Below are 24,201 nucleotides of genomic sequence, written 5' to 3'. Positions count from 1 at the left end.
GGCATATATGGATTACTTCGCACTTATTATGCAAATTGCGCTTGGCCTAATGCTGTTGCTATCAGCGATATTGAAGCTATTATCTCTAGGAAGTCTACTTAATATTATGAACTTACTAAGCTTAACCCCTGCCAAATTAAATAAAGTGATTGCTGTTTTACTCGTAGGTGCAGAACTTGTAACAGGTAGCTTGATCTTATTTGGATACTTGGCTCGAATGGCAGCGATTGTAGGTAGTGTACTATTTATCGGCTTTATTGGCTTGCATCTTTATGCACTCGTTCGAAAAATAGATATGACTTGCGGTTGTCACGGGAGATGGATGAGCACAAGGTTGGGTAAGGCAGGGATCGTGCAGAATATCATCTTACTTATCTACGCATTACCAATTATGATCTGGTCAACACAGCCATCATTGTCTCTAGTGAGTACCATTTCTATGCAACAGTTTGTTACCTTGATATTGTTACCTGTTCTGTTGTTACTTGTTCTTAATATGTGTACAACAGTATATTCATTTGAGAAGTCAATCAATTAGAATCTGATGAAGCTTAGGGATTATGTTGGCAGTAGGAACGAATGGGGGTTGCGTTATGCCGGTTTGGCAACAATCAATGTTAGCGCTGTGGCTAGGGATTGCTATATTATTCATCTTGCTTGTGCGGTTGTGGAGGTTAGCCCATCGAGAATTTGCAGAAGACGGGTTACTACCAGGGCTTACTTTGCCACCGATGCCTGTTTATTCGCTTACTAACGATGAGGCAGAGCCATTTGCTACTGTCTTCGAAGCGGCAGAGGAGCGTCACACTGTCTTGTTGATTGTTGATTATGGATGCACATTTTGCCGTGAAATGATGCCGATTGTGCCGCAGCTAGCAGAGAGATATTCTCATTTGTCGATTAAATTGATTATTATGGATAAGAGTGCAGAACAGGCGAGAATGATGTGGTCTTTAGCAGGACGAGCATTGCCAGCTTTGAGAGTGGTATCAGATATTGGAGTTGTCAATAAATGGCGTTTACATCGCTTTCCTTTTGCATATGTAATAAATGAACAAGGGGTCATTGTAGCGCGTCAGTCGGTGAATAAAGAGAAGGTTGAACGTTTCTTAGATCAGCTATTAAAACGAGAGAATGAGATCTTGCCGAGGCGTAGACATTATGCAGCCAAATATTGATCAAAACAAGATTGATCTAAGAACCTCCCTGCGTAACCTATGGGGAATTGTCCATGTCATGTGGCAAGTAAGACCGTTGGCACTAACAGGCTGGACTCTACTATTGCTATTCACTTCGGCAATACCTGCTATTCAAATTTGGTTGCAGAAAGCATCGGTAGATGCCATTAGCACAGTTTCTGCCCATACTGCAGAGTTGTTGCCTCTATTATTGCTCGTTTCTTCGATATACGGACTTCATATTTTAAACAGCATTTTGTCGGAGTCAAGTGAATATCTGTTTAATATCGTAAAGGAAGATACGAACTTTCACTTACAGCGTAGCATCTTACTCAAATCATTATGTGTTCCCTATTACTATTATGAAGATGCTCGATTTCATGATGAAGTAAGTATGGTATCACAAGCGGTCAGTCGCAGCGGGGCGGATGTTATTCGCAGTGTCGTTACTTCTTTTAGTAACATCGTTTCCTTAGTTACAGTCGTAGTGATGTTGAGTATTGTTCATTGGAGTCTGCCTATACTACTCATTAGTTCTACCCTTCCCGGTATTATTATTTTACTGATAGCTAAGAAAAAACGATATCGTTTAGCGGTGGCAACGACACAACAGAGTAGGGAGGTCGATTATACGCTTCGACTCATGCTATCCAAACACGGGGCGAAAGAAATTAGAATATTTCAGTTAGGCGATGCTTTGATCGAACGTTGGACGCACTTATTTGTTAGCGTTCGTAGTAAATTATTGAAGCAGTATGCTACGGAAGGACGAGGGCGCATTGCTGGTGTGGTTATACTGCAGTTATCTGCATTGACGGTAGCTATCATACTTGTGATGCAAATCAATAAGAACGTGTTAACGATAGGGGATTACGTGGCGTTAATGAGTGCTGTTGTAATTGTACAATCAACGATGGGAAGCATTGGTGCGAGTTTAGGTCAAGTTTTTGAAATGAGCTTATACGTTAAGCATTTATATCAGTATTTAGCTCTTCCTGAAGCTTCTAAATTAACAGGTGAATTAAAGTTTCCGAGGCACTATGAACAATTAAGTGTATCCGGATTACACTTCACTTATCCGAATACAGAACGTAAAGTGCTGACGGATATTTCTTTTAGGGTGAAGCGTGGGGAGACGATTGCCATTGTTGGAGAGAATGGAGCAGGTAAGACAACACTCATGAACTGTTTACTCGGGTTATACACTCCATCGCAAGGAAATATTTATATCGACAAAGAACCACTGCAAAACTTCAATATAGACAGCTACCTGAATCATGTATCGGCGGTTTTCCAACAGTTTGTACAGTATAACTATTCTGTACATGATAATGTTGCTTTTGGAGCAATGCATAAAAAATTAAGTCAAGTTGAGACGCTAGATGCATTGGCATCTGTAGGATTAACCGAAATGGTGCATCGATTGTCTGAGGGAATGGGGACACGTTTAGGTTCGGATTTTATGGGTGGAATTGAATTGTCTGGAGGACAATGGCAGCGGATAGCGATTGCACGTGCCGCTGTTCGAGATGCTGAAATATTGATACTTGATGAACCTACATCCGCCTTAGATCCATTAGCAGAACTAGAAATATTCCGAACCTTTCAAAAGTTAGCTGCCGGTAGAACTGCATTCATGGTCTCTCATCGCTTAGGCCCAGCACGTCTAGCAGATCGTATTCTTGTACTAAAGAATGGAGTATTGGTTGAGCAAGGAAGTCATGATGAATTGATCCAATTAGGCGGTGAATATAAAGAGATGTATCAAGCACAGGCACAGTGGTATCAAGAGGAAAGAGTATATGACGTTGTGGGATAAAAGCCGATATCGGATAGCGGATGCGATGGGAGGGAGTGCTCGTGGAAAACTCAAATTCAATATTAGCTGTAAAGAATCTTACTAAGATTTATGGGCAAGAGCCGAATAAAGTAGTTGCGCTAGACCATGTAGACTTGGACTTGGCAGCAGGGGAGATTGTCATGTTAATGGGTCCAAGTGGATCGGGTAAGACTACACTGTTACAGCTCTTAGGCGGACTAGAGCCACCTACGGAAGGTAAGATAAAGGTTAGGGATGGTGAGTGGCAGGAGTTCTATCGCGAGCCAGAAGTCTCTCATTATCGACGGGATATGATTGGGTTCGTGTTCCAATTCTTCAATCTCATTAGCGCCTTAACAGCAGAAGAGAACATAGCACTACCGCTAATTCTAGCAGGTCAACCAAAGAAAAAAATTACGACTCTGACAGAGGAGATGTTACATTTAGTAGGTTTGTCAGAGCGAAGTAAGCACCGTCCAAGGGAGTTGTCTGGAGGTCAGCAACAGCGGGTTGCTATTGCACGTGCGTTAATTCATAATCCGGCTATACTGCTTGCCGATGAGCCAACTGGCAATCTTGACTCTCGTAATTCAATAGATATACTTGAATTGTTTCTCAATATGCGTGATAAACTTGGACAATCGATACTCATCGTTACTCATGATCCCTATGTTGCTACTTATGGTGATCGGGTTGTTCTGTTTCGTGATGGACGAATTGTTGATGAGTACAGTGCTGATCAGATTGTTGGAGAAAATCGAAGTGAGCGTTCATTATACATTATGGAGAGACTGCAATCGATTAGTAATGAACCACGCAGTAAGTAGACAGTGAGACCGAATTAAATAGAGTTATTATTATAGGATGAAGTAGTAATCTAGTAGATGGAAGGTATATAATTATGCAGAAGGTTATATTCTTTTACAATAAGGTTCCCCAGTTATTTGTTGTTATGGCTACTATAGCAATTGTTGTCTTTTTGTCGTCTTGCTCAAAGGGTCAAGTAGATGTTAAGGAGCAGGTTCATTCAAGTGTCAACAAAATTCAAGAATCTATTAATCAAGCATCCTCGGAAACAAGCGCTAATTCTAATCCGTACGACTATGTAAAGAATAACGAAGATTTCGAGGCAATTATTGCTTTGGGCGTCGCTGCATTACCTGAGTTGAAGCAGTTGTTAGACAATTCAGAACAAGATGGCTTAATAGAGTATATCTACGCTATAGCCCTTGAAAAGATATCTAAAGTGGATATGAGAAAAAAGACTGAATGGAGTACAGGAAAAGAATTTCTAAAGACATATACGGCCTATCTCAAAGAAATTCCGAACAAGGTAAAAAACATAGCCAATGAACCAATTAGCGATACGGAGAAAGTCGATCAATTAAAGGAGTTAGGCACTCCAGCAATTCCATATATATTTGATGTCATTAATAATGGGCATCAGGAATTATCTCCTGCAATCCATTATTTGACAGGTAATAAGTCGAAGATTGGTATGAGAAAGTGGAGCGTTGAGAATGTGGATCAGTTGAATTTGCTCACAAAATTCGTTGAAAAATAAAATGAAAGGATGGTCAGCTGAACTGTAACCCGAAAGATAGACACTTTGAAAAAAGTGCCTTCTTTCGGGTTTTTGTGTTTTAATAAAAAATACTACAGTGAATGAGGTAATCGAACATCATGTCTACGCGTCTTTTCACATCCATGCAGATGAGACTTCTTGAGTCTAATCCTAATGTTGTTCATGTATCCGTAAAAGCATCAAGCGAAACCCACGTAAAGATAAACCCGAGCATTGGCTCGAGCTCGCACAGCGTGAGGGGCGTTGTGAAGAAACCCGTCCGGGTAGGAAAGTCTATCTCGGATCGATGACGGTTCAGCCGGAACGGTTTATTAAGCCGGTTCAGCTCGTTTACCAAATTACCGAGCGAACAGCGGAGCGAGATGGACAGTTGCTGCTCGTTCCTGAAATTGAAATGGCCCTGTTCTGGACAACCCTTCCGTGCTCGGAGGAGCAGATCGTTTCCCTCTATAAAGACCATGCGACCAGCGAACAGTTTCAGTTGTAAATAGGCCTTCTGTTCGTCATGGTCAAAGGTAATCTGAACAGGTGTAAGCGGCGCTCTTGCTCGTTTGAGTAAATCAGCAGACTCTTCAAGCACAATCTTCTGCCATTGGCCCAAAGGAGCTGCTTGATCAAAACGCTGACGCAGAGTCGGGCTGAAAGTTAGCTTCCGAATACCAAGTGCCGTGGAGAAGAAGACGTCTTTACGTAAAGGCTCGATATGATCAAAATCGCTTTTACCTTGGCAAAGAAGCCCTAGGTAGGCACGGACGTTATCAGCGTGAGAAATCGTGGGAACGTTGGTGTCACCAACCGAACTTAGGTTGAGTTGTTTATTCAAATGCGTATCGGCTAGCAGTTGACCAACTAAGATAAGTCCAGCGCGAGAAGTTAAATAATCACTGGAAGTTTCGAGGGTAAATTTAGTAGACATGAATATTCACCTCACAGGTGTAATGGTATTGCTGCATAAAACCAGCTATTATCTCCATTTTAATCCCTGAGGCTTATGGCTATGGGAGCGAGGATGAGTTAACTAGGATAAGACCAACATACTATATAAAAACGGTACACGAATTAGGGCTAACTATTTCATAATAGTTGATAAGGGCAGCCGCGAAGGAGAACTCAATAATGAATGTTGTGAACGCAACAAAGGATGATTTAAAAGGATGGTTAGAACTAGCTTCCGAAGTGGAATATCTATTTGGTCCCATGGTGGAGGATCCAAAGTTTATTCAGATATTACCTGAATCCGTGAAATAGCTTTGGTGAAAACGATAGATTTCCAAATGGCTTCCACAAACAAACTCAAAATACTTATCAATGCCAAAATAGTCCAAAATCTTCTCAGCAAAAATAGTTGGTTTCGACGTGGCCACCATCAATACACATTGTTGACTAACTAAATTCTCCAGTAATTCTATTATTCCGTCGTACAGTTCGTTCTCATAGATTCCTTTAGTTGCGAAGTACTCTCTATAGTATTCAACAGCATTCTTGGCTTCGGATTCTGAAAAAGAGTAAAATTCCATGAATGAATGAGCTAAAGGAGGGCCAATAAATGGTTCCAAATTATCTAAATTCTCTTCCATAATATTATATTTGGAAAGTCCATACTGTACGGACTTAGTGATACCCAGCTTTGGATTCGTTAAGGTACCATCTAAATCGAAAAGGATGGTTGAATACTTCATGTTTTCTTTATCCTACTTTCTATAAAGGTTCATATGCGTCTGGGGAAGAGTACTGCTTGGATTGGATGCAATGACCCAGCCTGTGCCCATTTTATCGTGGCAAGTATCACGATTAGTCAGTTTCGAATACGTTGATACCATCACAATTAAAAGGAGAGATTGGCATTGGCGATTACCCCTCAGCATCAACCGCACCATCCTCACCATCCTCATCAACCTCACCACCAACAACATCATTTTGAGGTTCATCACCATCACTTCCACCATTTCCATCCCATGTCCCACCAACCTCACTTTCACCAGATGGGATCCACTCCACCTGGAGGATGGCATCACGGGTGGCAAGGCGGCTCTGGAGAACGGCCTAGTCCCGGCGGTTGGTCTGACCAAAGTAATTCATAAAATCTTCTAGTGGGGAGGGGGGATACCCCCCTCTTATCATTTTGTTTTAGCGTCTGAAGTGCATACGACTTATCGTGAGAAACGTGATAACATCCAACTAGACGATAATCACATGTGAAGCTGAATGGAACAGCAAAGAAACTTGTTGTGTTTCCCGAGAAAATAAATGGAGCTGTGTATATCCCCATTTTCTATGGTTGCCGATGCTCTCGGATTAAGGATAGAATGGGATAGGATAGTAAACTTAATGAGGTACGTCTAGGTACCGCGTCTCAGCTTGCAATCGATGCTGTGAATTAGAACCAACCGTAGTATTACATAACCATGAAGTCGTGGCCTTTGCCGACTCTTATGACGTTCAAGACGATTCATGTGCTCAAATCACTTAGTCTGGACTGGGGGCCTATTAAATGACTTTCTCTATTGATGAGTATCTGCAGGATAAATTTCCAACTTTAAAACTCGAATCTCCTCTTTTTTATAACGCAGCCATAGGACTTAGATTTGAAATAGGTAATCCCGATCCTTCTGTCTCGGATGAGAAATACAGAGAACAAGTCCGGTTCCGTTCTACCGAATTGTTCAAAAACACACACAATGATAATGATGATATATACATCGTACTTTACTTGTATCTTAATAGAAAACATGGGAAAACACACAAGTTAAATGTTTTTCGAAAGGGTGTAAAGAATAAAAGAGTTCTACGCAACCTTAGTTGTGAAAGTATAGTGCACTCAGATGAAGAGGATGAAGATTGGGAGTCTTATCGCTATGTTCTAAAGTGTAAAGTATCTGATATTAAAAGTCTTACTTTTCTTTTCGCGGACTATAGTCTATTCTTCATCAATACAACGAACCATACAATTTTTTATTTTTATGATAGCAGAGGTTTGGATATAGTTTCTAACTCTAAAGAAGCGTTACAAGAAACATTCCTGAAGTATAACCATTGGATCCTAGATTATGATAGAGAAAAGATGAATTCAGTGTTCCTATCAAAAAACTATATAAGTTGAACTAGAGATATAACAAGTGAGTGGAGCAGATGGATGATTCTGGAGAAGCGTCACCGTTCGCCTTTGAGACCGGAAGAACATTTCATCTGTGCAGCGGCTCATTGTTCGTTTCGCGTCAATCGTTAACATTACCGTCATCAAATGAGATGTTGAGATCCGGATATTCTTCTTGAATCTCCTTGATGTGATTACTAATCTTATCGCGGCTGATCGCAGTGGCGAAAATCTCTGGTAGTGGCTTAACAGTGACAGAAGTGCCTGTTTCTTTGGTTGTTCCTACTATCATCAGTCCGGTTTGTGGTATGCCATTCGAATATTCTTGCCGATAAACCGTGCCCTCTCTTCGTATCTCGACATGAAGTTTCTGAGATAAGGCATTGACGACAGCTATACTAATTCCTTTCTCTCCTCCTTTAACAAAGTACGTATACCCAGGACGGTTGATCTCTGTCAGTACCGATTGCACCGTTGTTTTTTCTGATTTTGGAAGAATGCTAACCGGGATGCCTCTGCCATTGTCGGACACGGTTATGCTGCCATCAGAATGTGTATAAATGCTAATATCGGAACAGTACCCCGCTTTATGCTCCAGAATTGAATTTTCAATGATTGCCCAGAGCAAGAGATGAACGTCATGCCCGCTTTCCGAAGCGCTCCCTAAATACGTATCAACGTGAGTTCTTACCTCTGACATATCGAGATAGTCACTTGTGTCCATAAGGTCAGAAACAGCCGCTAGAAGTAAAAGAAAGGGTAGGGTTCTTTCTTTGGAAATCCGATACTTTCCTCCACGTTCTTCTTGTGTCAATAAGTCAGCACCTAGCAACGCCTTGATATGGTGATACAATTGCCCGGTGGTGCCCATATTTAATTGATCGACTAACTCCGTTCCGTTCAAGGGTCCCCGTAATACGGCTCTAAGAATATCAAGACGCTGTTTATGACCTAATGCGGATAAAATCTTAGCTACTTTTTCACTATCCAAGTTTAAAAGTTGAGAAAAGTTTCTTTCTTGAGGCTCCCAGAGGAAATGATCCTTCTCATTACGTAAGTGTCCAGAGTAAAAAATAGTACCTTGATTCTCATTCGTTTCAACTTGATCTTCAATGTTGAAGTGAATGCGATTCTTCGTGCCCGTCAGTTTATCTATCTTCAATAGCAATTGATCCATCTGACCTTTAAGCTCATCGATTTCGTTGCCGTAGTCTCTTGTCATAATCCTCGCTCCTCCTAATTTACGTATTATCGTATTACGTAAATTATAATATGGAGTTCGGACATAGTCAATCAATAATGGTAAATTTAAGAGTTAACGGTCTCAGGTAACAAAAAAATCCCGAAGCCACTATAAAAGCAGCTCGGGATACTGATTATGGTATATGCGGGTTTTCCAGTTACGTCCTGTACATGTGCTCATAAGGGAGTGAGGTCATCTAAGTGCGCTTTATTGGCAACGCGATATCGATGTACACATTGCCGCCGGCAGTAATAGGTTTATAGGTATCCAATCCTTGCACGACCACTCCAACCGCATCTCCCACTTTGTCGAATTCGGCGCCATGGCATGGACACAGAAAGAAAAGCTCTTTTTTCTTCATACGCTGTGCTTCAGTAGCCGGCTCTACCGTGCAGCCTAGATGGGTGCAAGAAGGGGAAAGAATGAGGAGTTCCCCGGTATGGCTCTTGGTCACATATACGAATCCTTGTACGGAATTCGTTACCCACGCGTCCTGAATCGTTGCGGAATAGGCAACCTTTTCAAATCCTTGAAGTGCTTTTAACGCCTCCATTTCACCGATCTTTACGATGTTGCCGGGTAATTCGGAAGTCCGAGTCATCCGCGCTTCGCGTTTTTTCTGCTGTATCGCTCCGTAATAGAACAAGCCAGAGCTCCCCAGCAAAATGCCTGCAATCCCGAATGCTAATTTAGCGGATGTGCTCAAGAAAGCTCTTCTAGTTATCTTTTTCGGTAAACGTCCGTTCATCTTCATTGTTTTCACCTCGTAATATGTAAACGAATTTGGAAGAATTTAGTTGCACAAAAAAAGCAGCGTATAAGCAATATATCCGATCCGGGTGAAAGCTACACTGGTTTTAGGCACTATACGGCTTGTCATTGCCCATGCCCTTTTCTATTGAGTGACATATGATGATCCAAATATCGATATATGGAGTGAAGTTATGTCAATCCCGCATATACGGATGACCAGGTTAGCGAACAACTACAGATCCCTCTCTTCCCACAAACATAAAGGATACATTAGAAAAATAAATGTGGCTCAGCCATGACAAATTATGAAGTGGTATGGAGAGGCCCTGTGAAAAGAGCGAGTGGTCTTGGCATAGCCAGCAGATCGTATATTAGAGCATTAAAAAAACAAGGTGTGAACGTTCAGATAGGTACGGCGATAAAAAGAAACCGCGATAAGGGAAACCTAAAAAAGCGGAGAGTATTAATCTATCATCAGCTTCCTAACCACATTAACTTTAAGAAGGAAAGAGCATCGTTTAATCCAATCATTTTGAATACGGTTTGGGAGACAACCCGAATCCCTAAACGTTGGTTACGGTATATGAATAAATTTGATGCCGTTTGCGTACCCTCCATTCAAAATAAGCAGGCAATGAGACGCAGCGGCGTTAAGGTTCCCTTATTCCTAGTTCCGCATGGCGTAGATACAAAGACGTATACGCCCAAGAATAAGAAACTGTCCGTCCCCAATTCAAAAGGCAAGTTTATCTTTGTCTCCGTATTTGGCTTCCAGCACCGAAAAAATCCTGAGACTTTACTGAGGGCCTACTGGGAGGAATTTTCAGCTTCCGATAACGTGCTTTTGGTCATCAAGACGAATGGATACGCCTCTTATGAAAACGAAAAATGGATCAAGAATACCATAGAACGTTACAAAAAAAGACTAGGTATTCACAAGAAAACGGCTCCCGTCGTCGTCATTGGTCATCAGCTATCTTCTAACCAGCTAAAAGGAATTTATACGCTTGGTAACGTATTTGTTCTTCCAACCCGAGGGGAAGGCGTCGGATTACCATTCCTTGAATCGTTGGCAAGCGGTGTTCCCGTCATCACTACGGGGTGGGGGGGACATATGGACTTCCTGACTCGCAAAAATTCCTTTTTAATTTCCTATCAATTAAAAAATCCGGAAACGAGCATGAATAGTAAACACGCCATATCACGTAAATTTCGCAAGTTATTTGCAGAGAAAGGACAGCGCTGGGCCGAACCGGATAGGGGCAGCTTAAGAAAACAGATGAGATTTGCTTATAAGAATCCCAAGTTATGCAAGGAGAAGGGACGTCAAGGCAGACGCGATATGTTGAAGTTATCTTGGAATAGGGCTGGCCGATCATTAAAACAAGCGATAGAAAAGGTAATGAAGTGATAATAAAAAAGGCATTAAGCAGCGGCTGCTTCTCGGTACTCTACCGGGGAGCGGTCGTTTAGTTCGTTCTGGGGTATTCTTATCGACACAAATTCATAGTATTACAAACGATTTCACAGCATTGATGCGTATCCTGATAATAACGGAAGCGTTATCATAAATAGACAAATAGAAAGCAAGGGAAGGAAACAAACATGAGTGTACATGCAGGAGTTAAATCCAATTCCTCAAAGCGGCAAAAGAAACAGTTAATCTTATATTGGCTCAGAGAGTGGTCCTCGTGGTTGTTGATCATTCCAACGTTATTGTTTTTCTTTTTCTTCGCATGGCAGCCGTTATTCAGCGGCCTGGTGCTATCGTTCTTCAAGACCCAAGGCTTCAAGGGCGTTGAACTGAACGGTCTGCAAAATTATATGGATGTTATCCAAAACTCGGTATTCCAGCAGACACTTATCAACACGTTCCTATATGTGTTTTGGTCGCTAATTTTTGGCTTTTTTGTCCCTGTTATCGTCGCCATCATCATCAATGAAATGAGGCACGGGAGCTCATTCTTCCGGTTTTCGGTTTATTTTCCGAGTATGGTGCCGGGAATTGCTGCCGCTTTAATGTGGATGTTCCTGTTTAATCCCGGAGAGGGAGGCGTGCTCAATATTATCCTCGATAAAATTGGGATCCCCGCGCAGGAATGGCTTCAAAATCCGAAGATGTCGATTATATTGATCGTTCTGACGATTACCTGGAGAAATTTCGGCGGAGCGACGCTCTTGTATTTGGCCAGCCTTCAAGGCGTCAATAATGAACTTTATGAAGCGGCGTCCATCGATGGTGCCGGCATCTGGCGGAAATTCCGCAGTATTACACTTCCGCAAATCGCCCCAATGATTAGCCTTATGCTGATTCTTCAGATTAGCGGTGTATTCCAAGTATTCAATGAGCCACTTATCATGACAGAAGGCGGACCTAGCAATGCTTCCATGTCACTTATGCTTCAAAGCTACTTCTATGCTTTCCGATATTTTGAAGCAGGACATTCTTTAGCGCTGGGTGTCATTACATTTGTCATTCTGATGATATTAACGATTTATTATTTCAAACTGGAGAAGAAATGGGAAAAGGAGTAGTGATTGTGCTATGAAAACAGGCAGAGGCTCTGGTATTATTGGAGATCTGGAATATAAATCACCCGGAGTAAAGCTCATCTACTGGCTCTTTTTCGCGGGTATGGCAATCGTTTCGTTAGTATGTATATTACCTGCATTATGGGTTATATTATCGAGCTTGAAGGACATTAAGGAGTTTTACGCCATTCCGCCTACCATCATCCCTCGCTCGTTCCATCTGGAGAAATTGTGGGAGACGTGGAATGAGTTCCATTTCATGAGGTATTATGTGAATACTGGCTATTTAACGTTGGGGGCAGTCGTATTCTGTCTTCTGTTTAATGGACTCGCGGGTTATTTTTTCTCGAAGCTGAAGCCTAAAGGCAGTGGGTTTTTCTTTCTTCTTATCCTTTGGACGATTTTGTTGCCCAATACGGTTGGCATGGTTCCGCTCTTCAGCAATCTTGTCGATTTTCCACTGCTGCATATGAATTTTACAAATACATATTGGCCGATGTGGTTTATGGCGGCGGTGAATCCCGTTACCATATTAATTTTCAAAAATTTCTTCGATACGATACCTGCTTCTTTGGTGGAAGCCGCTCGTATTGATGGTGCAACGAAGCTAGGTATCTTCTTCCGGATTGTTCTTCCTCTGAGCATACCGGTGATGATTACCATTACCATTCTGACGATCAATGGGGTGTGGATGGACTTTTTCTGGCCTTATATGGTGCTCAAGGATCAATCGAATTGGACGGTCATGGTAGCCATCTATAATTTAAAATCGACACTGCCGATGGACATTCAGTTTATCGCGCTAACGTTCGCCATCGTTCCTCCAGTTCTCCTGTTCTTATTCTTCCAGCGATATATCATGCAGGGTTACGCGATTGGCGGAGGCGTAAAAGGATAGAGAGAATAGCAGTATATCAAACCGTTTCGCAGCTTTATCACCTTCATGAGCGGTTGATTCACGTGATAGGATAAAGGTGCCGGCAAAAGAAAGCGCTTTTACATGAGACAGTATAATTATATCAAAAGAAGGTTGGGGTAGAAGACATGGAATTGAGAAAAAGAAAAAGTTGGCCGTTGGTGCTTGTTACTCTATTCGCATTTACTTGGATTGCTGCTGGTTGTGGCAGCAGCAGCAATAATGAAGGCAGCGGGAGCGGTAAGAAACCGACCACGGAGAGCAACACACCGGGGACAAACGAGGGTTCAACTACGTATGAGCCGAAGCCTGTCACAATCAAGATTAGCAACTGGCCGAAGCCTAACGAAGAGGCTCAGGTTAAGGTAGCTAACGATTTCGTGGCTAAGATGGCAGAGAAATATCCTAATATTAAGCTGGAAAAAGACGAATGGGGCTATGAGGTAAGTTCCTTCCTGCCGAAAGCGGCAAGCGGGGAGCTTCCAACCATATACGAAACATTCTTCACGGAAGCAGACAAAATCATTAAAGCGAATTACTCCGCTGATATTACGGATGCGCTCAAGACAAACGGGTTTGACCAAGCGCTGAATCCTGATTTGTTGAAGCTGGTTCAGAAGGACGACAAGTATTTCGGCATCCCAAAAGATGGCTATGTCATCGGTCTGATGTACAATGTTAATTTGTTCAAGGAAGCGGGTCTGGTAGATGACAAGGGTGTACCGATCTTCCCGAAAACCTACGAGGAGCTTGCGGTAACTGCGAAAACCATCAAGGATAAAACGGGAAAAGCCGGGTTCTTCTTACCAACGAAGAACAACCAGGGTGGTTGGATGTTCATGAATATCGCTTGGGCGTACGGAGCGGAGTTTGAACAGCAGGTTGACGGTAAGTGGAAAGCAGCCTTTAACACACCTGAGGCAGCTGCAGCCCTGCAATATATTAAGGATTTGAAGTGGAAATATGGAGTGCTTCCTGCCAATAATTTGGTGGATATCGGTACTGATATGTTCCAGATGTTCGGAACAGATCAAGTCGGCATGAGCTTCGGAATATCGGATTGGGGTAACGCTATCGTTCAAGGCTTCAAAATGTCGAAAGATAATCTAGCCATGTCCGCACTTCCTGCAGGGCCTAAGGGTAACGTAACGCTGCTGGGCGGAGGGCTGTACATGTTTGCTCCGGAATCGACGCCAGAACAATTGGATGCTGCTTTCAAATGGTTGGATGTGAAAGGATTCTCGCCGAAAGTAACGCCGGAATCGCTTGCGGGACTCGAAAGCACATCAAAAACAGCTAACGAGCAAGGCCTGATCGTCGGACCGCATGGCATTCGCGTTTGGGTCAATCAAGACCGGATTACTGCTGAACAGCAAATTATCGACAAATACACAAACGTAAACATGGCACTCTTCAACGATTATATGACGAATGGATCGAAGGGTTTACGTCCAGAAGTACCTGTTAATGCGCAAGAGCTTTATAAGACGCTAGACACCGTTATTCAGTCGGTATTAACGAGTAAAAATGCCGATCCAAAAGCGCTTCTGGATAAGGCAGCAGCTGAATTCCAGAAGGATTACCTAGACAAAGTTCAATAATAATGCACAACGCCTCAAGGAATGACACCTTGAGGCGTTATGCTGTACAATGAAGCTGCATCCATCTTGATGAAATAAGGGAGCGCTTACATGTTCAGAGTATTGGGCAAGAGGATCAAGATCATCTTGATCCTCGTTGTCATGATCTATATCGGATTAGCTAGTTATATCGTGTTTCGTATCATCGAGAGCAGAAGCATGGACATGCAGCACCAGCTCTCTGTTCAGTATACAGAGCAGCAGAACAAGAACGCGCAGCTTTATTTGCAATGGCTTGAGGAGACTACGCGGCTCGTTCTGAATCATCCAGGCTTGCAGGATGCGCTCCAGAGTAATCATTATGACGACACGATCTCACCCGTGTTGGATGGGATTCGCTCCTCGAATTTGGATATTTCGGCCATTGTTATATACGGTGAACAAGGTGCGGTATACTCGACTAGCAGTATATCAGCGTTGAAACCCTTTGCTGATATTAAGCAGGATACTGATTTTTCGCGATTCGTGACTTCTAAGAAAACCTCACAATGGACCATTCAATCACCTGAGAAGCTGGTTAGCATTTCATCTGATCCGAGACAGATGTTATTCTATATGGAGAAAATTTCGGATGAATCGGGCAAGCTGCGCGGGATTCTTTTCCTAGAGACCAATCTTTCCAAGCTCTATGACTTTTATCGTTCAAGTGATCAAACGATCTATGGCAATAATCAGATTTACTTTTTCACAGAAAATAATCAATTGCAGGGTGCGGACAAGTTGGGTAGTGAAGTGAAAGAGGAAGTTAGGAGAACGGCAGATTTGCAGAGCTCGAAGGAGAACATGATCATGAGAGAGTCCAGGAATGGGATGATCATGCTGTATCGTCTGTATAAGTCGAATGATCGGATGGTCATTCTTATCAATACCGATAAATTGAACGAATATTTGAAGTGGTTGCAGAATACACTCCTAATCGTTAATTCCGTCATCGCCTTATTGTTCATCCTATTGATTATTCAGCTCTCCAGCAGCATATCCGAGCCTTTAAAGCAGCTGTACCGGAAGATGCGCAGTACGATGCAGGAACCTTGAAGAAGCCGTGACAGATGTCTGTCACGGCTTCTTGTTTATACGCAAGTACACGGTCGTACCTTTACCTATCTCACTTTGAATGGTCAAGCCATAGTTGGGCCCGTATTCCAGCTTGATACGCTCTTCAACGTTGCGCAAGCCATATCCGCTTTGGAATAGGACCTGGCTTTTCTGAAGCAGCGTTTCACGATCATGTTGGAACCCCACTCCGTCATCGGAGACGCTAAAGATGATTTCTTCCTCGGTAAGCTCTCCTTTAACGTGGATATGGCCCTTCCCTCGCTTCTCGCTTATTCCGTGTTTAATCGCATTTTCTACAAGGGGCTGCAAAATCAGCTTCAATAAACGGATCTTTCGCAAGGCTTCCGGAATTTCGTATTCGATCTCGAACTTGTCTGGAAACCTCATTTGCTCTACCGTTACAAAGCTTTGTACAAGCCTGATTTCCTCTTCAACCGGAATAAACTTGTCTCCTTTATGCAGGCTGATACGAAAAAAAGTGGCCAAAGATGAGATAAGACGTTCGATTTCGGGCTGTTTCTTCAGCCTTGCAATCCAGACGATCGCATCGAGCGTGTTATATAGGAAGTGTGGATTAATCTGGGATTGTAGAGCAGTAAGCTCCATCTTTCGCTGCTTTTCTTTTTCTTCGTTATTTTCTTCCAGCAGCTGATTGATGCGCTCAACCATTCGATAATAGCTGCGCTCAAGCTCACTAATTTCGTCACCCTTCACAGGCGGACCAGAGAGTCCTTTCAACCCTGTCTTCCCAAGCAAATTCAATTTCGTCTTCAGACGCGTAACCGGGTTAGTGATCTTCTTCGCCAAGTAATAGGACAAAATGAGCAGGAAAAGAAAGGTGAGACCAGCGAAGAGAAGTGCGTATCGGTTCCCTTCATCAATGGCTATGAATAGCTGCCTGCTGGAGAGAACGCTAACGAATCTCCAATTCACATCGAATATTTCTAGTTTTTTGTTCAGTGGATACGTAATCATGAAGTAGGAATGGTTGTCTACCTTTACCGTGCGATATCCAGCCTCTCGATCTGGATAGATGACATCGGTTTGCGACACCGTGCTTCCAATCCGGCTCTGATCCGGGTGGGAGATGACGACATTCTGATCGGAGACAAGGAACGAATAACCAAGTCCCTCGAAGCTCGATTGATACAAGTGCAGCAGGGTAGATTCCTTGATGTAAACAATAATGGCACCCAAATTTTGTCCCGTATTGAAATTGCGGAATTTCTGTCCGAAAGTCACGTAGGCGTTATGGTTGGCATCTCGCTTAATCGGCCCGACAACTGGCTTACTAGATTCAGCGATACGGTGCAGCAGAAGGGAATCCGGCTGCTCAATCAGAACGTTGTCCGGTTGATAACGATAGGTTTCTCCCTTCGTTGTAACGATCACAACATCGCCAACCATTTCGTTCTGTGCGATCATTTGTTTCATAACGTCTCTAATTTGCTCTTTTTTAATCGAATTCGCTATTGCATCATTCCCGATGATTTTATAAATATCTGAGTTAACAAGGAAGCGAAGGGATAGCATCTGAATATCGTACACCATCAGCTCGATGCCAAGTCCGACTTCTCTTTGGGTTTGTGCAATATGGTTGTTTATGCTTTTTTTGAGATAGATATCAGAGAATAGGTTGAAAACGAATAAAACAACAGATAAGTGGATCGTGAAGCCTATTAGCAAAACCATTACGATACGGTTCTTGATATTAAACTTCCTCAGAAACGAAATGAGAGATAGGGAACGGGCGTGATTAGGGTCTGTCATCGTTTTTTCGCATATTCACTAGGTGGCATGCCGGTCATCTTTTTAAATACCTGGCTGAAATATTTGGAATCGCCGAAGCCGACCAGACTGCCGACTTCATAGACGCGGTATTTGGGATTGTGAAGCATCTGCTTGGCCACCTCGATTCTATATTCGGTTAGGCATTCGGAGAATGTTTTGTTCAGTTCCTTTCGAAACAAGTGCATGAGATGGGTTGGACTTACGTACACGTCAGCTGCAACCATTTCTACGGTAACGTTATTCGCATAGTGGGTGCGGATGTAGGCAAGTGCGGCCCTAATTTCCCTGCGGTACTTGGCTTCGGATTGTTCATCTGCGTATAATACGCTGTCCATTCCGGAGGATGCCCTAAGCGCCGCCAAGCTAGCTGATTCGTATGAGGCATGAATGTTCTCCCAATTCCCCGCTGGGGTACCAATGCCAACCGAAAGGGTATAAGCCGATTGCCCTTTCGATGCCTGTACTAATTGTGTACCAAAGGACCGAATAAGCGCTAACGAGGCTCCTTCTTCTTCTCTGAGCCTGGACACGATGGCCCATTGCTCCGGCATCGTGCGAATCAATGCGAGAGGAATGATTGAATACGCTTCCAACTGTTCGGCAATGATGCGCTGCTGGAAGTTAAGTGTATCAATAGGACTAGATTCTTCCAGTTTCTTGAGCGAGATCACGGTAACGGTTAAAGATTCTGCCTCTTCCCATGCAAGGTTAAGCATCCGCGCCTTTTCCTCTATTTCTTCGGATTCTGGAAAACTGCCGAACAGCAGGTCGAGCCAGAACTGATGGATGATGGCACCGACTTCCTTATTCAAACGCTCTAGACGCACCGTATTCGATTGACGTTCCCGAACTTCATGGCCAATCTCACGTACGGACTCGGCAAGCTTTTCGATATCGACAGGCTTCAACAGGTAGGTGGATGCGCCATGCTGCATGGCAGTCTGGGCGTACTGAAACTCATCATATCCACTCAATACGATAATGCCTGCATGAAGTTTGTTCTCTTTGACTTTGGCAATAAATTCTAGCCCGTTCATATATGGCATTCGGACATCGGTAATGATGACATCCGGCTTGTGCAGCAATGCGAGCTCCAGTCCTTCCTCACCGTTACTAGCTTGACCGATGATCTGGACGCCGTGCTCAGCCCAATCGATCGTCTGGCATATGCCCATTCGAACAAGGTATTCATCATCTACTACAAGGATTTTTAACATAGGGGTCACCTCAGTTTAACATGCTGTTTCCGTGCTCATTAATAATAGCGTAATACAAACAATTCGATAGTGCGAGAGCAAATCCTTTTGAAGAATAACTACCCAGGAGCATTTGGCAGGAATACAAACCATTTCGCAGGATTACACTCTCCGATTAGCAAACAGGGTCATGCTAATATGAATGATGTACGAGGAAGCGCTTTATTCAACTGGGCGATGGAGGATAACAATGAGGACAAAAAGGAGCTTATAACAATGAGGACAAGAAGGAGCTTATATGTATAATGACCTGTTCGCAGCTGATACTTATGTGCCGATAAGCGAATATAACGTTCATGATGGTTCCTGCTCTTATATGGAGATTAAGGTGCGGAAGGATATCCTTGAGGCGCTAATAGAAAGAGGAAGCAGTATTACTGCGGCTAGATATACCGATGACGCAGTTACGTATATGGAAGTGAGAGTGACTGATGCAGCGCAAGGGATCGTTCGAATCGATACGAGTGAGCGCGGCGTCTACATCATCGTTTGCGAGGAGCTACGCCATTCGTTTCCGGTCATTACGAACTGGGATGCTTCCCTTAACAGAGGGAGGGGAGGAATCCGCCAGGGCGGAACGGATGGAATTGGTGAGCTTCGGCTGAACCGGGAGTCTGGCGATTTGGTAACAGAATTACCACTGCGCGACGAGCAGCTGTCTAATCCCTATCTATACCGAACAGATGCTTATGCCTTGTTTGAAGACGAGAGTGCAGGGGAAGTCAGGCGTGTACCGGCGTATGAGCGTTATATCGGTGAAACTTACAGCTTGTTACATGTCACGGAAGAAGCTGTATTGAAGCTGTCGGATCAATCGCTAAAGCTGACGGGGTATCCGGTTGTGCTGCGTCATTATGAGGTTACAGTTGATAAGTTGGAAGAAGGAGTGCCGGCTTTTCAACTGGTTCATGGAGATATCATCGGGGAGGGCGAACACCGCAGTATGGTTAGTTTTATCCTCCCGCCCTATTGGTCCCGAGCACAAGTGGCGCGTTATCCCGCCGTATTTAGCGGATTTTATGACCAGAATGAAAATGTATTCTCGACCGTAGGACCTCCGCTTCTGAAGGTGCTTGGATCGGCATTTCTCCAAACCGGGAAAGGTGCTGTAGGTATCATTTGGAACGGAGGCGGCTCCATTGGTACAAGAACGCTGCAAGATTCGATTTACGACAATATGAACGATTTGTTTCGAATGGCAGTGGAAAGGTTCGCAGTTGATAGCGATGCGATCGTCGCAGTCGGAGGATCACGCGGGGGAGTAACGGGTCTGCTCGCAGCTGGCAATCCAAGAAACAGCGGTTATTCGATCCCGTATCTCGTCTGTTATAACCCTCCTCTGTTCTTCAGCGATCCCATGGAGGAGATATTAAATACGACGTTTCCCGTTCGCTGGGAGGCAATCCGCAGTGATATCGGCTATAAGGATGCCTGGCGGCCGAACTGGCTAAGCACGGATGGAAGCTCAGCAATCGAGCTTTTCCTGCGTAATCAGTTCGGAACAAGCGATTCCAGGTTAATTGGAATTGAGCACGGTCCGTCCTCGGATCGGATCATCCGCACATTGCAAGAAAAAGGAACGAAGGTATGGTTTACACATGGGACGCATGATGCTTTTACGGCTAGCTGGCCTGGCTTCGAATGGGTAAACCGAGCCAGAAGATACGGTGTGCAGGTCCGGCATGAAATTGGTTACCGTTTCGGCCACAACAATTGTACCCATCCTTTCGATCGGGCAACGGAATGTTTGGTGTCTCTTCTGACAGGTGAACAACTTCAGGCGGAGGGAACCTGGCATTATCGAAGATCCAGCGAAAGGGCAGAGGAATGGGAGCAGGCGGAGCGATTTGAGCCTGAACGACAGCCTGTATACTTTGAAGGGCCTAAGGTCGTTGTGAAGGGACTACCGATGTATTTGGTGCTTTACGGTGAACCGGGTATGGAATATCGCTTGGAATTGCTCGATCAAAGTGAAGGGTTGCGAATGGAGGCAATTCTTCTTATGGAAGGTGTATTCGAGACTTTGGAAGACTTTGGGGAAGCATTTTCATTTAAGAAATCGATTCAAGAGGTTAATGAGCAGCTCGTCCCAGGCCTCTATGCCTATCATTTGCAATTTAGAAGGAGCGGGACTATAGATTGGATTAAGCCCGTTCATGTCCCCCATCCTGGGAGAGACGGAATTCCAGTTCTTGAAGTGCTGGGGGAAATCCCGAATTTCACGGATGAAGCTTGGTTCGAGAAGACGATGCGAAATTCAATTGGTTGGGGATTAAGCGAGGCTTGAATAACCACTAGTGTGATTCTCGGCAGTTACAATAAAGAGTACTTGATCAGAAATAACCACCTGATCAAGTACTCTTTATCTCTTTATTAGATAAGTTGAACTAGAGAAATAACAAGTGAGCGGAGCAGATGGATGATTCTGGAGAAGCGTAAGCGTTCGCCTTTGAGACCGGATTTCCCCCTTATCAGGGGACAAAACAAGAAATCCGGGCTCAACAGCGATCGGAAGAACATTCCATCTGTGCAGCGGCTCATTGTTCGTTTCTTAAGTTCAACTTATATAGCCTATTCAACTTGTGACAAAATCTCATTCTTGAACTGCTCAATCGCTGTGTCCGTATCAACGGTATACCCACATTCCAGTCCAACAAAGCCGGAGAAGCCGGTAGCTTTGATTGCCTTCAGAATATTGACGTAATTTAATTCACCTGTACCTGGCTGTTTACGTCCAGGGTTATCTGCAATGTGGTAGTGATTGATCCGGTCGATATAGCCGGTAGCATTGCGGATGACATTACCCTCCGTAATCTGCTGGTGATAGACGTCGAAGACGAGCTTGACGTTCGGGCTGCCAACCTGATCAATGACATCAACCGAATCGTCGGAGCGCTGCAAGAAATGCCCTTGATGATCAACTAGCCCGTTCAAAGGCTCGATCTCTAATACAATACCTGCCTCCTCGAACAAGGGGGCACAGCGTTTAAGTGTTTCTACCATGGTTTGTTTCTGAACGTCACGAGATACGCCTTCCAAAACGTTGCCCGTCTGGGAAATGACAGAGCGGATATTTAGAATTTGGCAAGCTTCTATCGTTTGGCGGATGCCTTCCAAGTAGGCATCTCGCAAGGACTCATCGACCAAGCTGATGAATTTGGTACAGGTAGCACTAATGCCAACGCCGATTCGTTCCTGTTCCTTCGCTGTTTTCTTCATATCGTTCAGGTCCCACCAAGCATAATATTCAAGGCCGTTAAACCCATGCTCCTTGATTTTCTCCAGGTGATAAATCTCGTCTTGACCGGAGTAGGCTCCGATACATAGTGAATATTTCATAATGGCTTCGTCTTCCTCCCTTTTATAAATTTCAAATTAAGGAAATAGGTTTGCCGGATACGGCTGATTCATTCGCGGCAATCGTGACAGCATGTGTCAGCAGTGAATCTTCATAATTGGAAAGAATGCGGGAAGTGTCACTGGTTCGCAGGGCATGAATGAACGCCTCGTCCTCGATAAAATAAGGATTGGTGACGTTCGAATAGGTCTTGGTCCCATCGGTAGTAAGCTCGCGAAGCGCGTTGCTTCTAAGCTCCAGAACCCCTTTGTTCGTATAGATGTCCAGTCCGACATGGTGACCAATCGGGAGCAGGCAGGTATTCGATATCGTAGCAATCATGCCATTGGCAAGCTTCAGTGTAACGCTTCCAACATCGGGCACATCAGTACCTTCGACCTGCTCTCCCATGACCTGTAGTCCATACGCAGCATAAACCTCGCGAACTTCCCCGCACAAGTAGCGAAGCAAATCGACGATATGTGTGGTTTGCTCGACGAATTGTCCGCCCGAGCCAGCTTGAACTCTCCACCAAGGAACCATGGGCATGCCGCCCATCCAGTAACCGAGCGCCATCCCCGCCTTGCTGTCTGCTAACAAACGCTTAGCTACCCTGGCAGATTCATCATATCGCCAGTGGTAGCCCACGGATGTGATGAGCTTGGATGCTTTGACTTTATCGCCTATGGCAAGAGGGACTTCATGATTTATTCCTAGAGGCTTCTCCACTAAGAAAGGAATGCCTCGTTCGACTAATTTATGTTCTGCAGGCCCATGGGCCATTGGAGGAACACATACATATACGCCATCCAGCTTCGTGCTGTCCAGCATGTCGTCTAGATTAGAGAATGCTTTCGCCCCAAGATGGTTGGAAGCTATATTCTGGGCACGCTGGATGTCTACATCGTAGAATGCCGATAGTTCGACACCATCCATTTGAACCAAATTTTTAAGATGATGCTCAGCGATTCCACCAGATCCAATAAAACCAAGTTTAATGGTCATCTACTTCATCACTCCTGATCGATAGGGTATAATATAATTCAAGCTTGCTCCTATTCTAGATCAATTTATAGGTTATTAAAATATAAGATAACTCGTATTGGATATAGGAAAATGAAACTAGAGGTGTGGCTTATGAATACTTCGTATAGCAGACATTTTGTGACCACAGAATGGGATCGTCGATTGCCGCTTTATCTAACCAGTATTGGCTTTTCTGGGCATCAGGGCGCTATCAATAGAGAGAGCGGATTCCATAGCTTCCATTGGCTGCATACGGTTGAAGGCAGTGGAGAATTTATCGTTAATGGCAAACCCATGAAGCTGTATCCGAATCAAGGCTTCCTTCTTAAGCCTGGAGTGCCTCACAGCTATTATCCGGAGACCGCCGTTTGGTCCACGTGGTATATGACGTTTGATGGCGCACTGGCGAATCCCATTACCGCATCCTTAGACATCCAGCAGAACTTACCGATTTCCTGGGACAAGGAATGCCCGCTTGCCCATATTCATGAACAATATAATGAAAAGTTCGGTTATAGCTTCGATTTTGCAGGGATGAACGGATCGCTGGAGGTGTATGCCTTTTTATCACAGATCAAACAATACGGCCAATCCAGTGGACAGCGATCCCTATCAAAAGGGCATGAGAGGCTGACTCCAATTTATCTGCTCATAGAGGAAGGATTCAGTGACCCTAATCTAGGTCTGGGAACGATGGCGGATACGCTGCAGGTCAGCCCGCAGTACCTCAATACACTATTCCGTTCCAGCTGGGGGATAAGTCCTTATCAATATCTGGTTCAATTCCGTATTCAAAAATCTAAAGAGCTGCTGGTTGCTGATCGCAGCAGAACAGTCAGGGATATCTCAAGAGCAGTCGGCTTTCAAGATGACAGTCACTTTATCCATACCTTTCACAAGGTGGCGGGTATGACTCCCAATCAGTTCCGATTACAGTATGGGGAGTAAAGAAAGATCCCAAAAAACACAAATGAA

At 44.0% G+C, this 24,201-nt stretch carries 22 protein-coding genes; 13 read left to right on the top strand and 9 right to left on the bottom strand.

The genetic code is table 11. The features are described from left to right. The first annotated feature begins 7 nt into the window (after window positions 1-7). From EKN16_RS16800 to EKN16_RS16780, 5 genes are all read left to right on the top strand, one after another. Complete coding sequence (locus EKN16_RS16800) at window positions 8-538, top strand: MauE/DoxX family redox-associated membrane protein (RefSeq protein WP_125659547.1); 531 nt, start codon at window positions 8-10, stop codon at window positions 536-538. A 55-nt stretch (window positions 539-593) separates the two neighbouring features. Continuing rightward, the gene (locus EKN16_RS16795) at window positions 594-1,178 is read left to right on the top strand and encodes a TlpA family protein disulfide reductase (protein ID WP_125659544.1); all 585 of its coding nucleotides are present in this window, start codon (window positions 594-596) and stop codon (window positions 1,176-1,178) included. Beyond that, window positions 1,135-2,997, top strand: coding sequence for an ABC transporter ATP-binding protein (locus EKN16_RS16790; RefSeq protein WP_125659541.1), 1,863 nt, complete (start codon window positions 1,135-1,137; stop codon window positions 2,995-2,997). The genes EKN16_RS16795 and EKN16_RS16790 overlap by 44 nt, the downstream gene beginning before the upstream one ends. Before the next feature lie 41 nt (window positions 2,998-3,038). After that, complete coding sequence (locus EKN16_RS16785) at window positions 3,039-3,824, top strand: ABC transporter ATP-binding protein (RefSeq protein WP_125659538.1); 786 nt, start codon at window positions 3,039-3,041, stop codon at window positions 3,822-3,824. Between the two features lie 74 nt (window positions 3,825-3,898). Next, a complete protein-coding gene (locus EKN16_RS16780; RefSeq protein WP_164522828.1) occupies window positions 3,899-4,561 on the top strand; it encodes a hypothetical protein in 663 nt (220 codons plus the stop codon). A gap of 181 nt (window positions 4,562-4,742) precedes the next feature. Here the strand turns inward: EKN16_RS16780 and EKN16_RS16775 are convergent, their stop codons facing one another. The 3 genes from EKN16_RS16775 to EKN16_RS32280 form a co-directional block, all read right to left on the bottom strand. Further along, complete coding sequence (locus EKN16_RS16775; protein WP_125659532.1) at window positions 4,743-5,498, bottom strand: hypothetical protein; 756 nt, start codon at window positions 5,496-5,498, stop codon at window positions 4,743-4,745. 304 nt (window positions 5,499-5,802) lie between these two features. Further along, window positions 5,803-6,261 carry an HAD hydrolase-like protein gene (locus tag EKN16_RS16770; protein ID WP_125659529.1) on the bottom strand — a complete coding sequence of 153 codons (459 nt, stop codon included), beginning with the start codon at window positions 6,259-6,261 and terminating at the stop codon, window positions 5,803-5,805. A 172-nt stretch (window positions 6,262-6,433) separates the two neighbouring features. After that, window positions 6,434-6,580 (bottom strand): hypothetical protein, encoded by a 147-nt coding sequence (locus EKN16_RS32280; RefSeq protein WP_164522827.1) that lies wholly within the window; start codon window positions 6,578-6,580, stop codon window positions 6,434-6,436. A 493-nt stretch (window positions 6,581-7,073) separates the two neighbouring features. On the opposite strand from EKN16_RS32280, the gene EKN16_RS16765 reads away from it, so the two are divergent. Then, window positions 7,074-7,682 (top strand): DUF3885 domain-containing protein, encoded by a 609-nt coding sequence (locus tag EKN16_RS16765; protein ID WP_125659526.1) that lies wholly within the window; start codon window positions 7,074-7,076, stop codon window positions 7,680-7,682. Between the two features lie 115 nt (window positions 7,683-7,797). Here the strand turns inward: EKN16_RS16765 and EKN16_RS16760 are convergent, their stop codons facing one another. Together EKN16_RS16760 and EKN16_RS16755 are read right to left on the bottom strand one after the other, a co-directional pair. Then, entirely contained in the window at window positions 7,798-8,898 is a 1,101-nt protein-coding gene (locus EKN16_RS16760; RefSeq protein WP_125659523.1) for an ATP-binding protein, read from the bottom strand. A 217-nt stretch (window positions 8,899-9,115) separates the two neighbouring features. Further along, window positions 9,116-9,673 (bottom strand): QcrA and Rieske domain-containing protein, encoded by a 558-nt coding sequence (locus EKN16_RS16755; RefSeq protein ID WP_125659520.1) that lies wholly within the window; start codon window positions 9,671-9,673, stop codon window positions 9,116-9,118. 531 nt (window positions 9,674-10,204) lie between these two features. On the opposite strand from EKN16_RS16755, the gene EKN16_RS16750 reads away from it, so the two are divergent. The 5 genes from EKN16_RS16750 to EKN16_RS16730 all read left to right on the top strand — a co-directional run bounded on the left by EKN16_RS16750 (window position 10,205) and on the right by EKN16_RS16730 (window position 15,795). Then, complete coding sequence (locus tag EKN16_RS16750; RefSeq protein WP_232015811.1) at window positions 10,205-11,083, top strand: glycosyltransferase family 4 protein; 879 nt, start codon at window positions 10,205-10,207, stop codon at window positions 11,081-11,083. 194 nt (window positions 11,084-11,277) lie between these two features. Continuing rightward, window positions 11,278-12,207: a carbohydrate ABC transporter permease gene (locus tag EKN16_RS16745; protein ID WP_125659514.1), complete on the top strand. Its 930-nt coding sequence runs from the start codon at window positions 11,278-11,280 to the stop codon at window positions 12,205-12,207. 10 nt (window positions 12,208-12,217) lie between these two features. Then, window positions 12,218-13,102 (top strand): carbohydrate ABC transporter permease, encoded by an 885-nt coding sequence (locus EKN16_RS16740; protein ID WP_125659511.1) that lies wholly within the window; start codon window positions 12,218-12,220, stop codon window positions 13,100-13,102. A gap of 152 nt (window positions 13,103-13,254) precedes the next feature. Continuing rightward, window positions 13,255-14,721: an ABC transporter substrate-binding protein gene (locus EKN16_RS16735; RefSeq protein WP_125659508.1), complete on the top strand. Its 1,467-nt coding sequence runs from the start codon at window positions 13,255-13,257 to the stop codon at window positions 14,719-14,721. A 90-nt stretch (window positions 14,722-14,811) separates the two neighbouring features. Then, a complete protein-coding gene (locus EKN16_RS16730; protein ID WP_125659505.1) occupies window positions 14,812-15,795 on the top strand; it encodes a cache domain-containing protein in 984 nt (327 codons plus the stop codon). A 21-nt stretch (window positions 15,796-15,816) separates the two neighbouring features. Here EKN16_RS16730 and EKN16_RS16725 read toward each other — a convergent pair whose 3' ends face one another. After that, entirely contained in the window at window positions 15,817-17,586 is a 1,770-nt protein-coding gene (locus EKN16_RS16725) for a sensor histidine kinase (protein ID WP_125659502.1), read from the bottom strand. After that, window positions 17,583-18,824 carry a response regulator gene (locus tag EKN16_RS16720; RefSeq protein ID WP_125659499.1) on the bottom strand — a complete coding sequence of 414 codons (1,242 nt, stop codon included), beginning with the start codon at window positions 18,822-18,824 and terminating at the stop codon, window positions 17,583-17,585. Before EKN16_RS16720 ends, EKN16_RS16725 begins: the two co-directional genes overlap by 4 nt. A gap of 277 nt (window positions 18,825-19,101) precedes the next feature. On the opposite strand from EKN16_RS16720, the gene EKN16_RS16715 reads away from it, so the two are divergent. Further along, window positions 19,102-21,150 carry a hypothetical protein gene (locus EKN16_RS16715; RefSeq protein WP_125659496.1) on the top strand — a complete coding sequence of 683 codons (2,049 nt, stop codon included), beginning with the start codon at window positions 19,102-19,104 and terminating at the stop codon, window positions 21,148-21,150. Window positions 21,151-21,434: 284 nt separating this feature from the next. On the opposite strand, the gene EKN16_RS16710 is transcribed toward EKN16_RS16715, so the two are convergent. Both EKN16_RS16710 and EKN16_RS16705 read right to left on the bottom strand, forming a co-directional pair. Then, complete coding sequence (locus tag EKN16_RS16710) at window positions 21,435-22,202, bottom strand: TIM barrel protein (RefSeq protein WP_125659493.1); 768 nt, start codon at window positions 22,200-22,202, stop codon at window positions 21,435-21,437. A 31-nt stretch (window positions 22,203-22,233) separates the two neighbouring features. Further along, window positions 22,234-23,205 (bottom strand): Gfo/Idh/MocA family protein, encoded by a 972-nt coding sequence (locus tag EKN16_RS16705; protein ID WP_125659490.1) that lies wholly within the window; start codon window positions 23,203-23,205, stop codon window positions 22,234-22,236. 132 nt (window positions 23,206-23,337) lie between these two features. On the opposite strand from EKN16_RS16705, the gene EKN16_RS16700 reads away from it, so the two are divergent. Continuing rightward, window positions 23,338-24,174, top strand: a complete 837-nt coding sequence (locus tag EKN16_RS16700) for an AraC family transcriptional regulator (protein ID WP_164522824.1) — start codon at window positions 23,338-23,340, stop codon at window positions 24,172-24,174. Window positions 24,175-24,201: the final 27 nt, after the last annotated feature.

This window comes from Paenibacillus baekrokdamisoli (assembly GCF_003945345.1).
GTDB lineage: Bacteria > Bacillota > Bacilli > Paenibacillales > Paenibacillaceae > Paenibacillus_Z > Paenibacillus_Z baekrokdamisoli.
Note: the sequence above shows the minus strand (reverse complement) of the source record. Positions and strands in the feature narration are given on the sequence as shown.

Coding starts and splice junctions, on each gene's coding strand:
- EKN16_RS16800 (WP_125659547.1), top strand. CDS start 8: ATGGATTACTTCGCACTTATTATGCAAATTGCGCTTGGCCTAATGCTG.
- EKN16_RS16795 (WP_125659544.1), top strand. CDS start 594: ATGCCGGTTTGGCAACAATCAATGTTAGCGCTGTGGCTAGGGATTGCT.
- EKN16_RS16790 (WP_125659541.1), top strand. CDS start 1,135: ATGAGATCTTGCCGAGGCGTAGACATTATGCAGCCAAATATTGATCAA.
- EKN16_RS16780 (WP_164522828.1), top strand. CDS start 3,899: ATGCAGAAGGTTATATTCTTTTACAATAAGGTTCCCCAGTTATTTGTT.
- EKN16_RS16775 (WP_125659532.1), bottom strand. CDS start 5,498: ATGTCTACTAAATTTACCCTCGAAACTTCCAGTGATTATTTAACTTCT.
- EKN16_RS16770 (WP_125659529.1), bottom strand. CDS start 6,261: ATGAAGTATTCAACCATCCTTTTCGATTTAGATGGTACCTTAACGAAT.
- EKN16_RS16765 (WP_125659526.1), top strand. CDS start 7,074: ATGACTTTCTCTATTGATGAGTATCTGCAGGATAAATTTCCAACTTTA.
- EKN16_RS16760 (WP_125659523.1), bottom strand. CDS start 8,898: ATGACAAGAGACTACGGCAACGAAATCGATGAGCTTAAAGGTCAGATG.
- EKN16_RS16755 (WP_125659520.1), bottom strand. CDS start 9,673: ATGAAGATGAACGGACGTTTACCGAAAAAGATAACTAGAAGAGCTTTC.
- EKN16_RS16745 (WP_125659514.1), top strand. CDS start 11,278: ATGAGTGTACATGCAGGAGTTAAATCCAATTCCTCAAAGCGGCAAAAG.
- EKN16_RS16740 (WP_125659511.1), top strand. CDS start 12,218: ATGAAAACAGGCAGAGGCTCTGGTATTATTGGAGATCTGGAATATAAA.
- EKN16_RS16730 (WP_125659505.1), top strand. CDS start 14,812: ATGTTCAGAGTATTGGGCAAGAGGATCAAGATCATCTTGATCCTCGTT.
- EKN16_RS16725 (WP_125659502.1), bottom strand. CDS start 17,586: ATGACAGACCCTAATCACGCCCGTTCCCTATCTCTCATTTCGTTTCTG.
- EKN16_RS16720 (WP_125659499.1), bottom strand. CDS start 18,824: ATGTTAAAAATCCTTGTAGTAGATGATGAATACCTTGTTCGAATGGGC.
- EKN16_RS16715 (WP_125659496.1), top strand. CDS start 19,102: ATGTATAATGACCTGTTCGCAGCTGATACTTATGTGCCGATAAGCGAA.
- EKN16_RS16710 (WP_125659493.1), bottom strand. CDS start 22,202: ATGAAATATTCACTATGTATCGGAGCCTACTCCGGTCAAGACGAGATT.
- EKN16_RS16705 (WP_125659490.1), bottom strand. CDS start 23,205: ATGACCATTAAACTTGGTTTTATTGGATCTGGTGGAATCGCTGAGCAT.
- EKN16_RS16700 (WP_164522824.1), top strand. CDS start 23,338: ATGAATACTTCGTATAGCAGACATTTTGTGACCACAGAATGGGATCGT.